14 protein-coding genes, 1 pseudogene and 1 other annotated feature are annotated in these 12,458 nt (G+C 44.7%); of the genes and pseudogenes, 8 read left to right on the top strand and 7 right to left on the bottom strand.

Annotated features, from left to right (window positions below; genetic code table 11):
• Nucleotides 1-67: 67 nt before the first annotated feature.
• From AS194_RS06345 to ispZ, 3 genes are all read right to left on the bottom strand, one after another.
• On the bottom strand, nt 68-478 hold the full coding sequence (locus AS194_RS06345; RefSeq protein WP_227511590.1) for a hypothetical protein: 411 nt from the start codon (nt 476-478) through the stop codon (nt 68-70).
• Between the two features lie 17 nt (nt 479-495).
• Nucleotides 496-813 (bottom strand): YciI family protein, encoded by a 318-nt coding sequence (locus AS194_RS06350; RefSeq protein WP_058024626.1) that lies wholly within the window; start codon nt 811-813, stop codon nt 496-498.
• 134 nt (nt 814-947) lie between these two features.
• A complete protein-coding gene (gene ispZ, locus AS194_RS06355; protein WP_058024627.1) occupies nt 948-1,499 on the bottom strand; it encodes a septation protein IspZ in 552 nt (183 codons plus the stop codon).
• A gap of 317 nt (nt 1,500-1,816) precedes the next feature.
• On the opposite strand from ispZ, the gene AS194_RS06360 reads away from it, so the two are divergent.
• Together AS194_RS06360 and AS194_RS06365 are read left to right on the top strand one after the other, a co-directional pair.
• The gene (locus tag AS194_RS06360; RefSeq protein WP_058024628.1) at nt 1,817-2,698 is read left to right on the top strand and encodes a PHP domain-containing protein; all 882 of its coding nucleotides are present in this window, start codon (nt 1,817-1,819) and stop codon (nt 2,696-2,698) included.
• A gap of 368 nt (nt 2,699-3,066) precedes the next feature.
• Complete coding sequence (locus AS194_RS06365; protein WP_227511591.1) at nt 3,067-4,443, top strand: sensor domain-containing diguanylate cyclase; 1,377 nt, start codon at nt 3,067-3,069, stop codon at nt 4,441-4,443.
• 28 nt (nt 4,444-4,471) lie between these two features.
• Here AS194_RS06365 and truD read toward each other — a convergent pair whose 3' ends face one another.
• Nucleotides 4,472-5,767 (bottom strand): tRNA pseudouridine(13) synthase TruD, encoded by a 1,296-nt coding sequence (gene truD, locus AS194_RS06370; protein ID WP_083499622.1) that lies wholly within the window; start codon nt 5,765-5,767, stop codon nt 4,472-4,474.
• A 242-nt stretch (nt 5,768-6,009) separates the two neighbouring features.
• On the opposite strand from truD, the gene AS194_RS06375 reads away from it, so the two are divergent.
• Nucleotides 6,010-7,659 (top strand): FAD-dependent oxidoreductase, encoded by a 1,650-nt coding sequence (locus AS194_RS06375; protein WP_058024632.1) that lies wholly within the window; start codon nt 6,010-6,012, stop codon nt 7,657-7,659.
• Nucleotides 7,660-7,744: 85 nt separating this feature from the next.
• Nucleotides 7,745-8,356: a GNAT family N-acetyltransferase gene (locus AS194_RS06380; RefSeq protein ID WP_058024634.1), complete on the top strand. Its 612-nt coding sequence runs from the start codon at nt 7,745-7,747 to the stop codon at nt 8,354-8,356.
• A 3-nt stretch (nt 8,357-8,359) separates the two neighbouring features.
• Here the strand turns inward: AS194_RS06380 and AS194_RS06385 are convergent, their stop codons facing one another.
• Nucleotides 8,360-8,581 carry a hypothetical protein gene (locus AS194_RS06385; protein ID WP_058024636.1) on the bottom strand — a complete coding sequence of 74 codons (222 nt, stop codon included), beginning with the start codon at nt 8,579-8,581 and terminating at the stop codon, nt 8,360-8,362.
• A 247-nt stretch (nt 8,582-8,828) separates the two neighbouring features.
• On the opposite strand from AS194_RS06385, the gene AS194_RS06390 reads away from it, so the two are divergent.
• Entirely contained in the window at nt 8,829-9,161 is a 333-nt protein-coding gene (locus tag AS194_RS06390) for a hypothetical protein (RefSeq protein WP_227511592.1), read from the top strand.
• 46 nt (nt 9,162-9,207) lie between these two features.
• Here AS194_RS06390 and AS194_RS06395 read toward each other — a convergent pair whose 3' ends face one another.
• Together AS194_RS06395 and AS194_RS06400 are read right to left on the bottom strand one after the other, a co-directional pair.
• Nucleotides 9,208-9,660: a threonine/serine exporter family protein gene (locus tag AS194_RS06395; protein WP_058024638.1), complete on the bottom strand. Its 453-nt coding sequence runs from the start codon at nt 9,658-9,660 to the stop codon at nt 9,208-9,210.
• Nucleotides 9,661-10,449 carry a threonine/serine ThrE exporter family protein gene (locus AS194_RS06400; RefSeq protein ID WP_058024640.1) on the bottom strand — a complete coding sequence of 263 codons (789 nt, stop codon included), beginning with the start codon at nt 10,447-10,449 and terminating at the stop codon, nt 9,661-9,663.
• 117 nt (nt 10,450-10,566) lie between these two features.
• Here AS194_RS06400 and AS194_RS06405 point away from each other — a divergent pair, with 117 nt between their 5' ends.
• From AS194_RS06405 to AS194_RS06420, 3 genes and pseudogenes are all read left to right on the top strand, one after another.
• Nucleotides 10,567-10,848, top strand: a complete 282-nt coding sequence (locus AS194_RS06405; protein ID WP_058024643.1) for a DUF503 domain-containing protein — start codon at nt 10,567-10,569, stop codon at nt 10,846-10,848.
• A 211-nt stretch (nt 10,849-11,059) separates the two neighbouring features.
• The gene (locus tag AS194_RS06410) at nt 11,060-11,362 is read left to right on the top strand and encodes a dual OB domain-containing protein (RefSeq protein ID WP_058024644.1); all 303 of its coding nucleotides are present in this window, start codon (nt 11,060-11,062) and stop codon (nt 11,360-11,362) included.
• A gap of 47 nt (nt 11,363-11,409) precedes the next feature.
• Nucleotides 11,410-12,458 (top strand): annotated as a pseudogene (locus AS194_RS06420) (IS3 family transposase); the annotation flags it as partial.
• Nucleotides 11,685-11,801: a sequence feature (AL1L pseudoknot), on the top strand. It overlaps the preceding pseudogene by 117 nt.

The following is a 12,458-nucleotide window of genomic DNA, read 5'->3' on the forward strand; positions in this document are numbered from 1 at the left end:
ATAAAAATACAATGAGACGTCGCAGAATAGAGCAGGTCAAAGGCTAAATCTATAAAGAGCGCATCGCTTACCAGCGATCACGGCGAACGAACACCAGCCACGAGATAAAAATACCCACCAACAAACTGATCAAAACGGTAAATGCACCATACAAAAACAGCTGACCTTTGCTCTCATAGACTAAAACGTTTGCTTGGGTCTGCAAGTCGTTCACTTGGCGTTGCAATTGTGCATTACGGCTGAGTAGTTCTTGATTGGCCTCGGACAGTGCCTTGGTCGATGGTTGCAACTGTGCTGCCAGAGTATCATTGATATTTAATGCTGAGTTGTCTGCTGAGGTGTTATCGGTAGCCGTTTGGCTTGCCATTGGTGCCACTGCTTGATCAGTTGCATTGGGCATCTGTGGCGCCGCGTGTACTGAAGCTGCGACCATAAGTAGCAAACTGACCACTGTGTTTTTAGAGAACTGAGTATTCAACGTAAAGACCTTTTGACTCACGACGCGGCTACTTTATCAGTGGGCGCAGGCAATGCTTGAATAAATGGCTTGATATCCACGTGACTATAGACGCCATCACGTAAATAAGGCTCATCGTTTGCCCACGTTTGTGCCGCCTCGATAGAGTCAAATTCAGCAATGATTAAGCTGCCTGACATATCGCTCTTGCCATGTTCGATCGGCGTTGGGCCTGCAATCACCAGACGATCTTCACGACTTAGCGCCTGCAACCGCTCAATATGTTCAGTGCGAGTAATCAGACGCTGTGCGCTGCTATTAGCCACATCATGACCAATAATGACAAATAAAGACATGGAACTTCCTTAGTTGATAATAAAACGTAATGATTGATTTGAAATACATCGTATAACGCTAACGGCTGATTACTTTGAGCTCTAAAAGCAGTTTTATCAATCATAAGACAGTAGCTGCAATCAGCGCATAACCGTTATTTAGTGGTTTTGTCCGTCAGCGCAGGGTTGAGGTGCTTTTTGAGTACAGCAAACTGAGCCACGACAAACACCAACATAATCGGAATCCAGCCGTAAGTTTTAAAGTTAATCCAAGCCTCATCTGACATGGTGAATGCTGTGATATAATGAAGTACGGCCATAAGGGTAAAAAACAATCCCCAAGCAACGGTCAGTTTTTTCCAACCACTTAGTGTTAAAGTAAATACTTCTTTCATCGCAAGCTGCATCAGTGGCTTATTGATAGCGGCGCTGACCAATAAAGTTAACGCAAAAATACCATTGATAATGGGCGACTTCCAGCGCAGGTAGATGTCATCACGCAGCAGCAATGTGCCACCGCAAAACAAAATGGTTAATAGTAAGACGACCCATTGTTGCTTATCAAACTTGCCTTTTTGGCGAATAAAGTGAATGGCATAAACAACGATAGTAGCGACGAGCAAAGCCCCTGCCGCTGCCAAAATACCGTTATAACGTGCCGCGATAAAAAAGGCAATCAAAGGAATAAAGTCTAATAATGCTTTCATAGCAAAGGGGATGTCCAACAAAAACGTATGGGTAGTTTACACGTCTACTGCCGCAAAAAAAAGCAATCAACACGATAATCCTGCGATATACGTCACCTACAGAGTAATACGGTCTTATTGTGGCTAATGACCATAGCGCTGACCAAATACAACCATCAAATACAACCATCAAATACAGCAGCAATAGTCGCTAAATCCAGAGAGTTGGCTCAGACATTATCATTAATAATAGCAATCAATAGCAACCAATATGAATAGTGACTATCTACTACTAAATTGTTTATACGCTTATTTTTTAAAATATTAAGGTTTATCTTATGAAATATGATCTACATTGTCACAGTACCTGTTCGGATGGTACTTACGCACCAACTGAAGTAGTAAAGCGCGCGCACGCAGCGGGCATCAATGTACTGGCATTGACTGATCACGACACGCTGGCAGGCATTGATGAGGCAAGAGAAGCCGCTAATGCTTATGATATACAGCTGATCAATGGGGTGGAAATCAGCTGTGAGCATACGTTGAGCGGTGGCTATGGCAAAAACAAATCTACCAATAAGATCATCCATGTGCTGGGACTGGACTTTACTGATCGCGAAAAGATGCATGCCACTCTGCAGCAACTACAAGACAGTCGGGCCACACGTGGTCAGCGCATCACCGAAAAGCTCAGTGAGCTGCTGGATATAGATTTCGATGAGTTGTGGCAAGCCGTACTCGATAAGGCAGGTGGCAACCCACAAGCGGTTGGACGCGCACATATTGGGCAGGTATTATTTGAGCGGGGCGAGGTCAAAACCGTTCAAAAAGCCTTTGATAAATATTTGGCAGATAATAAGCCTGCTTATGTGGCGATCGAGGCGTTGACGATGCAGCATGGTATCGAGCTGATTCATGCTTGTGGTGGTCGAGCGGTGCTCGCACATCCCACGCGTTATCAGCTATCGGCCACACGAGTGCGCAAGCTGATTGGGGAGTTTGCTCAGCTTGGCGGTGACGCTTGTGAGCTACCAGCCACAAGTGAACCGATCAGCACACGCAGAATGGTTGATCGTAGTATTGCCGAGCACAATCTTGTCACCTCGATTGGCAGTGACTTTCATGGTAGCAATATGCCGTGGCGCCGCTTAGGGGATGTGCCTATCTTAAATGAAGACCAACAAGGGGTTTGGGAGTTGTTTAACACGCCTGCTTAGTCTGATGGTTTTATCATGTTTTATGGATATTTTAGCGGTTAGTCACTTTTGTGTTTCGTCGCCAAGATGGCTGAGTCTTTTATGTGAATATCATGACGCTCAAAACTGTATATTCAAAAACTGCTGATTGATAAATAAATGTACAAAACAGATTGATAATGTAGACAGAACTTGTAACACTTAAAGGGATATTTAGAAAAGTTTATAAAAGGTATAACGGCCTTTTAACTCGATCACAATGCCTGTAAAGTCAGTGCATTTATATTTTCTGCGGTAGCCCATCTATGGCTGTGTCGGTCTCTCATCTTGGATACAAAAAGCTCTCTCAAATGATTTTTGAGTGGCAAGCGGCTGACAGGACGTCATTGATGGCGTTATTTATTGTCATGGAAATATCCTTGCATTGGCTGTGGTGTCTGTTCGTTTGGTGGCGACAAGATGCGATCCATGCCTATGTCAATATGCACTATCTGTACCCACTATGGCTGGGAATCAGCGTAATGGGTTTATTTTTCTTATGTATGGTCAAATATTTGCCGCACTCTGGAAGTAGGCGGGATATTTTAGACAGATGGCAAATCGCATTAGTGCTGACTTATACGTTCTATATTGCTACCATCATCGTGGTGATAGGTTATAGCAGCTTGTTTGCTGGAGTATCGCTAGTTGGCGGTGCGATGCTTGGCATGATGCTCATCAAACGCCGCTATGCTTGGCGCATGTTTTGGCTACAAATCATACTTATGTTATTGGCCATTACCTCGCCTTATTTTGGTATCACTTTACCCAATCTGCGTCAGTTGACCGTTATCCACCCGTTACTAGAAACTCATAATTATTTGACTTACAACGAGATTATGGCGGTTGAAAATGCCGTTGCTGCTTCAGCGTTTGAAAACAATGTATTAAGTTGGGATAGTATCACTGAGATACAGCGTTCATCAGCTTTTTTTTGGCGCTCAACCCACTTGTATTTAGCATTCCCGAAAGCGATTTTTATCGTTTATATATTTCGTGCTTTGCTATTGGTTTTGGATGATAGTCGGCAAGAAACCTTACGACATGCCAATCAAGATGAGCTTACTCAATTAAAAAACCGTCGCTACGGTCTAAAAAAAATGAAGTATGCGTTGTCAACGGTACAAGACAATCAGGATTTGAGCGTGATGCTCTTTGATTTGGATTGGTTTAAACGCATCAACGATAACTATGGCCACGATGTGGGGGATCAAGTGTTGATCGAAATATCGCAGACGCTATTGCAGTCGTTATCAGATGAAACCATCATTAGCCGTTACGGTGGTGAGGAGTTTCTGGTTGTGCTACCAGATACGTCGCACGATAGTGCAATGGTGATTGCTGAACAATTACGGCTTAGTATTGCTGAGCATATCATCAATATCGGTGATGTGTTTGATTTTAGCGTGACAGCGAGTTTTGGGCTGTATACCTTGACCCATCAAGAAAGAGCTTGCATTGCCAAAAACTATAAATCTATTTTGGCAAAAAAAGCCCAGTCTCAATCAAGTGCATCACCTCTTATCAAGCCGATTGCCACTCAGCGCGCTGAGAGCCAAATGGCATTCATGCAAAAACTGCCTGGCGACATCTGCCAACGTTTGATTAGCACAGCAGATAAGGCTCTTTATGAAGCCAAGCACCGTGGACGCAATCAAGTCGTCAGTGCCAACCATATGTTTGCTGAAAAAAATGGTAGTATCCATTCACTCTACAAAAACCGCTAGCTGCCCCTCTGCGCTATCAATAACTCAATCATGAATCCATCTGCTGAACCAAACTTGCGAGCACGCTTGTGGCAAAGCTACCAGTGGTCAACGTAAAGCTCAATACCAATATCTGCTCATCCGACCACTCCCAGCTTAATTGCTCAATAGGCAGTCTTAACGGGCGTCTTTGCGCTTTGATATCACGCTGTTCCAATCCCGTTGCTAGCTGCATGAGTAATGGGCTGTGTTGTACAACTTCGTTTTCTAACGCGGCTGCACTGCCACTGACTTTATCGTTACCTGTACCCCACAATACGGCAGTTGGATGGATATCGCCGCTACTCATACGAGCGCGTAACGTATCGTCTATCTCCTCACTAGTAAATATCGACCCCGAACCATCTAAATTAAACACTTCGCCTGCTAGGCCAGTGTTCCAGCTACCATCGCGTACCCGTGCTGCCAATATCTCATTAAATATCAAGCTACGTGCAGCAGACAATTCCATCGTATTTTGCTCGCGCGGGGCACGTTTGCGTTTGCTCTTTTTGGGTTGCGGCTTTGGCTCGCGCGCTGGACGGGCAAATAGCGACAACGCTTCTCTGACATTATTACCCTGACGACCAAAACGCTGTGGGCCAAAGTAGTTAGGCACACCCGTTCTACCGATATGCGCTAGATGCTCCTCGACGCGTTGCTTAGCCGTCTGCTGAGTAGATAACGATTGCTCAGTTGATTCAGTGTTTTCATCATCATTCGTAAACTCAATATCACGCAAGGTAATGATAAATTGATTGGCACGGTGGGTACCGCGATTGAGCTTTTTATTATGCCAGTGCTGCGCCAGAATAACGACAGATTCATGCTCGCCAATATCTATCGGCGCAAACTCCGTAGGCGGCAACTGCTTTTTGGGTATACGCAGGCTAAACCACTGGGTCGTCACCGCATGACGATCCTTCAGTCCTGAGTAACCGACATCACGCAGCGGTATGTCTGCCCACTCTGACAACAGTTTTGCCAGATACGCGGTGTTCATGCCTAGTTTTTTAATATGCAGCCATAGATGCTCACCTTCGTCGGTGAACTCTAGCGGTAATATTTCATTGACCACAAAGTCTGTGGCATTTGCTTTATAAGTAGCTTGCTTTATCGGTGGACGACTCGGCTGCGGTAAGTTTGTAGGGTCAGTGACAGCGGCAATATCAATATCACTGAGATCAAAACTGTCGGCAGCCTGATTATTTGTATCGCTATCTGAGTCACTATCTGAGTCGCTATCTAAGACGGACTGAGGAGCAGAGTTGTTTTCAATATCGTTAGAGGTGTCTTGAGGAGTCATAAAATAGTCTTTTATTGTGTTTATTTATAATAAATGGAGATAGCAAAGACGCTGATAAAAACGGCGCAATTACGTTTTGCAACGCAGCAAGCATACAAAAAAACATCGTGTGTCAAATGGTCTTGCTACTATCAATCTATAGAACGCTAAAAATAATAAGGTAAGTTGAATTTGTCTGGTTTGTTATGGTCATTTTCAACTCGCTGTCATCAGGAAGTCATTATAACTGTTAAGGAAGCATTATGACCAAGGCGATGATCAACACAGTCACGATAACAAAATCGGATATTCCAAATGGCGGAATGAAATCGTACAAGCAAGACGACGATAGTATCATTTTAATCACTCGTGATGACGATGAGTTCCGTGCATTCGATGGTAAATGCCCACATGCGGGTGCAGATTTGGGTGATGGGTTACGCTGCGGTCATCGAGTGGTTTGTCCTTGGCATCATGCAAGTTTTGATAGCCGCGATGGGTCGCTTCTAGAACCGATAGCGACAGAGGGTCTGACGCAGTATGAGCTTATCAATGACGGTGACAATGTGACGGTTGATACCTCAGCTAAGATAAACAAGCCGATAGAAAACGACAAATTGACGGACACTCACACCATTATCGTAGGTGGCGGCGGTGCTGGGTTTATGACCGCGCATCAGTTGCGCCAAGGTGGCTATGGCGGCAAAATCACCATGATTAGCAAAGATGACAAAGCTCCTTATAACCGCCCATTATTATCGAAAGCATTTTTGGCAGGGAACATTGATGAAGATAAGCTATTATTGGGCGGATCAGATTGGGCGAGTAGCAACGATATTGATCTGCACCTGAATCAAACGGTCAGCGAAGTATTGCCCAATGAGGCGACCATTGTCATAGAAAATGAAAACGGCGACAGCACGCGGCAGACAGCGGACTTCTTAGTGGTGGCAACAGGGGCGTCGCCGATCACTCCGCCTATCAAAGGAGCAGATATAGACGGCGTCTATACCTTGCGTAGTATGGCAGATGCCAAATTGATCAAAGCGGCCAGTCATGACCAGCGCATGGTGATTATCGGTACAGGTTTTATCGGTATGGAGACCGCTTCGGCATTGGCACAAGCAGGCACGACTGCTTCTATTACCGTGATTGGACAAGGCAGCCGTGTGATGAGCAATATCGTCTCAGAAACGGTGAGTAATGCCTTAATTAAGCTACATGAAGAGAAGGGCATTAACTTTGTGTTTGACGCGACTGTCAATGAAATCACTAAGATTGAGCGTCAAGTGGACAAGGATGGAGATAGCAATAATCAGGCTTTCTCAAATGTAGGCGGTGTGACGTTGGCGAATGGCGAGCATATTGATGCTGATATTGTGGTCTTAGGTACAGGTGTGTCACCACGTACAGAGATATTGCATGAGATCAATGATCCAGATGGTGTGCAAGTTGACGCTCATCTACAGCTGCGCGATGGTATCTATGCGCTCGGTGATATTGCCAAACCTACCAACCAAATGGGTCGTATGCGTATTGAGCACTGGCGCGTTGCATTACAACACGGTATGGTCACAGCCGCTGCGATATTGAACGATGACAATGTCGATTCTCTAGAAGCGCGCATTCCCTTCTTTTGGACCATGCAATATGGCAAAAGCCTACGCTATAGCGGTCATGCGGCAACGCCCGATCACAATATCCTATTTGGTACGCCAGATACGCTCGACTATATCGAATATTATTTCGATGACGAAGGCGAGAACACACGTGCGAGTGCTGCAAGTACGCTTGGACGCGATAAAGAGTTGGTTGCTTTCTCCGAGCTGCTGCGCCGTGGTCATGCACCAACGCGCGCACAGCTTAACGCAGGGTTTGATATGATTGACCAGGCGCATGCATTATCGCGCTAGTACTATAGACAGATAAGTATTAGTATTTAAGCTGGCTTAGGAAACTAGGCCAGTTTTTTTATAAATAAAAAAGGAACACTATAATATGAATAAAAGTAATTTGAGCAAAGATGCCGTATTTTTACGTCAGGCTGACGCGAGTGATATTGGTGCACTTGAGCAATTATTAAACTGCTGCTATCGAGAGACAGCGGGCTGGACCAATGAGGCTGACTTAGTCGGCGGTATCCGTATCACGCCAGAGGAGCTGGCGAGTACGATTAATAATCCCACACACTATCTGTTTGTCTATCCAAAAACCACGACAGGTGAGCGTGATGCAAAAGAGACAGGTGAAATACTTGGTTGTATCGCTGTCGATATAAAAACTGATGCCAACTCAAACAAAAAAGCCTATATCGGTATGTTTGCGGTGCATCCTGAACTGCAAGGGCAGGGCGTTGGCAATGTCATACTACAGGCTGCCGAGACCTTTGCCACACGACATCTGTTATCAACTGAAAATGGCACTGATAAACAGCCTGCACGCTTAACCATGTCAATCTTGAGCCATCGACCTGAGCTTTTGGCTTACTATCAGCGCCGTGGCTATCAGTTAAATGGTAATAAAATACCGTTCCCAAATGATGGTAATAATGGTGAGCCAAAACGTGAAGATTTAGAGTTATTAGAACTAGAAAAAAGGGTCAGTGCATAGCCCCTATCTTGATGGCCCCCAAAAATGCCCAAAGGTCATAAATAGACCAATACTCAACAAGATAAATGCCACAATGATTAAGCGCTTAAACCAATTAAAGGCGGGCAAGCGCGTGGCAGGGTCGTCAGACATAAGATAAGCAAACAAAAACAATAAACTCGCTGCCAACGTCATGATGCCAATACCAATCAGTAATATAAACAAATACACCTGCCACACAGTCATCTCTCAATAGTCATTATTACCTGCATCATAGCAGCATCAGGATTGTGCTGTCTGCATTGAGTGTCCAAAACTACCACTTGATATATCCCAAAGCGTTATCAAAACACGACGTGCCTATAAGCGTAGATAGACAAATATCGATAAATACAGTTGGGCGTTAAGTAATAATCATGTATCATTCAAGTAACATTTAAACAACATTGAGGTTACTGTGCCACATTTAATAAAATTGATGATGATTAGTCTTTTGACTCCATTATTTGTCGGCTGCTCTAATGCACCTTCTGACGATACGGTGGAGCAGTTAGTCATCGCGCAATACGAACAGGCCAATAGCATTATGAATGATGCAATGGCCAATGCAGGCAATGATGAAATGGCAAAAGCCATGAGCGGTATGATGGAGGGCATGATGCCCAAGCTTGAAAGCGTCGAGGACATCAATTGTGATGAGGCTGGCGGTGAAAATACCTATATGTGTACCGCTGATATCACCCAGACTATCGCAGGCAATAGCCGTACCAATAGAACCAGCTTTAAAGTCTATCAAGTCAATGATGAGTGGGTTTTAGGTAACTAATCAAGCCATACCAATGACTAAACCAATGACTAAAATTGACCACCATCTATACGATAGGGCGACGTCGATAAAACAATAGCCCAGGAATGGACAAGCCCAGTACCAATCCTGAGGTCACAAACAAGGCTTCGAATAAATACACCATCATTTGGCTAAATAACTCATCTGAATAGCCAAAATAGCCAATCTGCACCATGCTCACCATCGCTTTATAAGCGGCGATACCCGGCATCATACAAATGACACTGGGTGAAATTAAAGCTTTGGGTGGTAAGGTATATTTTTTAGAAAAATACACGCCCAAAAAGCTGGCGAGCATTGCCCCAAAAAAGCTCGCGATCACCAGATGAACATGCTGATAGACCAGCGCCGTTTTTAACCCAAAGCCCAACGCCGTCATCAGCAGACACGGCAAAATATAGCGTTTGGGCACGCTGAACATCAGCGTCCAGCCAAGGGTAATGATGCAAGACAGCACAACGGTCTCAATAAACCACATCTAAAACCCCCAGTGCTGTATGCGTAGTAACACCAGCGCCATCACGATGCCCACACAGGCGGACAAAGTGTGCATATAAGTAAAAACCGCACGTCCAATACCGATATTGACATAGCCCTTTAAGATGTCGGATAAGGAGTTGATCAGCGGAAAGCTTGGAATCAGCAGCAACACGCTAGAGGCCACCGCAATATCGGCATTATTGCCAATATCAAAATAATAAGTCGTCGCGCCAATTAAGGATGCAATAAAAGCCGTCACAATAACGGTGATAAAAGGGTTAAAGTGGTGCTTGGACAAATAGATACGAGTAAACATCGCTACCATACCCGCGATGAAGGTCACCGCCGTAATCGACCAGCTGCCACCATTCAAATAAGCAAACGCCGCACATGACGCACCAACAAATATACTGACTAGCCATGTCGGATATACCGTTTTATCCAACTCATCAAACGCAAGCGTTGTGCGGTCAATCAACTCATTGCGATCGACAGTGGCTTCGGTTTTATTGACGATTTGCTGGATTTGTACGAGTAAATTGACATTGATGCTCTGATTGATCGTATCTCGGGTGGTGGTGATACAGCGCTCATTACAGATAGTCGTCAGGGTAATGGCATTGAAGTTCAGCGAACATTCGACGCTACTCATTCCCAATGCAAATCCCAAACGCTTCGATAAGTCCACTACCACGGCAGACTCAGCGCCATACTGCATAAGGAGTAAGCCGCAGCGCACGCAGAGTCGAGTGATGCGCTGCTGCTTGACGTAGCTGATAGAAGTCATTGGAGGAATATGCATATTGGCTGCGATATCGATATGGATAGAGGTAAAGATAGCATAACTTGCGCTATTGATTTGCTACTATTATAAAGCGTAAACCACTGTCACAAGGAGAATAAAATGCATATCGTCATTCTAACTTTGACCTTTTCGTTACCTGGCTGTAGCTCATTAAAAGAAAAACGCCAACGTATGGGCGGCCTGCACGCACGTTTTGGCAATACGCCAAGCGTCGCGGTATGTGAGAGCGGCGCGCGCGATCGGCATGACGCCAGTGAGTGGACGTTTGTGATTGTCGGTCTATCCAAACGTGAGGTCGAGTCGCAATGTAGCCAGATTGAGGAAAAACTAGAACGTACGGTGGATGCACGGTTGATGAATGTTGAGAGGGAGTTTGTTTAGGTTAGGGCGTCTTTGTAGATATCCAACTCTGCCTTTCGCCTATACTTTGGTTAGTTCAGGAATAGAAAATAAGACCAAAGTAGAGTTGTCCAGACATGCAAACTACTCAATATAGACAAAGAAACAAACAATTGTTAAATTTAACTTGGATTTTAGGTCATCTCTATGTATATTAACAAAATATAATAAAAGATATTAACAAGGATGCAATATGCCATCTGTACAAATCGTCATTTTGGCCAAGTCAGTTAAACATGGAGAGCATTGTGTAGCTGGGAAATGTATAAGCACTAGACGTTGGTACCGTCCAGTGTCTAATCTAGCTGGAGCTGAGCTAAATCATAATCAGGTAATGTATAGAAACATACATGGGACTTATAGTGTTAGACCTCTTCAAAAGATACAAATGAGTTTTCTTCAACATGCCCCTTTGATACATCAGCCTGATAACTACCTAATTGATGGTATTATGTGGCAGCAGAAATATAAAATAAATTTAGATGAGCTTGATTGAACCGCCCCGGGATTGTCGGAGACTCAACATTCTGAGAGAATACGACAATGAAAACACGAAACTACACTCCTGAGATTAAAGAACGCGCCGTTCGCATGCTGATTGAAGCAGCAAATGACTATCCCTCTACCTGGTCAGCGATTCAAGCCATTGCCCCTAAGATTGGCTGCACGCCTGAAACTCTGCGGTCGTGGCATAAAAAACACATCGATCAAACTATTCCTGCATCGGTGCAAGCGCAAAGTGATAAAGAGCGCATCAAGGAGCTTGAACGCGAAAACAGAGAGCTCAAGCAAGCCAATGAGATTATACGTAAGGCTGCCGCTTTTTTCGCCCAGGCGGAGCTCGACCGCTGACTAAAATCATGATTCACTTCATCGACGATCATAAGAATAATTATGGGGTCGAGCTGATCTGTAGAGTATTACCGATTGCCCCGTCAACTTATTATCGTGCTCAAGACTTAAGCGACAACCCACACAAGCGTTCACTGCGCAGTCAGCATGACGACTATTATCTCAGCGAGATTAAACGTATTTGGCAGGACAGCAAATGCCGTTACGGTGCGCGTAAAGTATGGCAGCAGATGAAAGCTGACGGGTTAAAGGTTGCTCGGTGTACCGTAGAGCGATTAATGAAGCAGTATGGCCTACAAGGCGTCTGGCGTGGCAAAGGCAAGATTACCACCAACAGCCGTGACGACCAAAAGCGCGCTGATGACTTAGTCAATCGTAACTTTAGCGCTTATCGTCCTAACCAGCTGTGGGTGGCAGACTTTACCTATATCAAGACGATAAGCGGCTGGGTTTACACCGCTTTTATTATTGATGTGTTTGCTCGCGCTATTGTTGGCTGGAAAGTTTCTAATCGCATGAATACCGATATGGTAATGGCAGCGCTTAATCAAGCCATTGCAGACAGGAACAACCCCAAAGATGTGATTCATCACAGTGATCGCGGGGTTCAGTACTTATCCATTCGTTATACTGATAAGATGAAGGACTCTAGCATCATTGCCTCGGTCGGCACGACTGGTGATTCATACGATAACGCACTGGCTGAAACGGTTAACGGGCTTTATAAGTCTGAGGTGATT

Source organism: Psychrobacter piscatorii, from assembly GCF_001444505.1.
GTDB lineage: Bacteria > Pseudomonadota > Gammaproteobacteria > Pseudomonadales > Moraxellaceae > Psychrobacter > Psychrobacter piscatorii_B.

What these genes read in the sequence shown, in the direction of transcription:
- truD (WP_083499622.1), bottom strand. Translation starts at nt 5,767, where the DNA reads ATGACTCCTCAAGACACCTCTAACGATATTGAAAACAACTCTGCTCCT.
- AS194_RS06385 (WP_058024636.1), bottom strand. Translation starts at nt 8,581, where the DNA reads ATGACTGTGTGGCAGGTGTATTTGTTTATATTACTGATTGGTATTGGC.
- AS194_RS06350 (WP_058024626.1), bottom strand. Translation starts at nt 813, where the DNA reads ATGTCTTTATTTGTCATTATTGGTCATGATGTGGCTAATAGCAGCGCA.
- AS194_RS06375 (WP_058024632.1), top strand. Translation starts at nt 6,010, where the DNA reads ATGACCAAGGCGATGATCAACACAGTCACGATAACAAAATCGGATATT.
- AS194_RS06365 (WP_227511591.1), top strand. Translation starts at nt 3,067, where the DNA reads ATGGCGTTATTTATTGTCATGGAAATATCCTTGCATTGGCTGTGGTGT.
- ispZ (WP_058024627.1), bottom strand. Translation starts at nt 1,499, where the DNA reads ATGAAAGCATTATTAGACTTTATTCCTTTGATTGCCTTTTTTATCGCG.
- AS194_RS06395 (WP_058024638.1), bottom strand. Translation starts at nt 9,660, where the DNA reads ATGTGGTTTATTGAGACCGTTGTGCTGTCTTGCATCATTACCCTTGGC.
- AS194_RS06400 (WP_058024640.1), bottom strand. Translation starts at nt 10,449, where the DNA reads ATGACTTCTATCAGCTACGTCAAGCAGCAGCGCATCACTCGACTCTGC.
- AS194_RS06405 (WP_058024643.1), top strand. Translation starts at nt 10,567, where the DNA reads ATGCATATCGTCATTCTAACTTTGACCTTTTCGTTACCTGGCTGTAGC.
- AS194_RS06380 (WP_058024634.1), top strand. Translation starts at nt 7,745, where the DNA reads ATGAATAAAAGTAATTTGAGCAAAGATGCCGTATTTTTACGTCAGGCT.
- AS194_RS06360 (WP_058024628.1), top strand. Translation starts at nt 1,817, where the DNA reads ATGAAATATGATCTACATTGTCACAGTACCTGTTCGGATGGTACTTAC.
- AS194_RS06410 (WP_058024644.1), top strand. Translation starts at nt 11,060, where the DNA reads ATGCCATCTGTACAAATCGTCATTTTGGCCAAGTCAGTTAAACATGGA.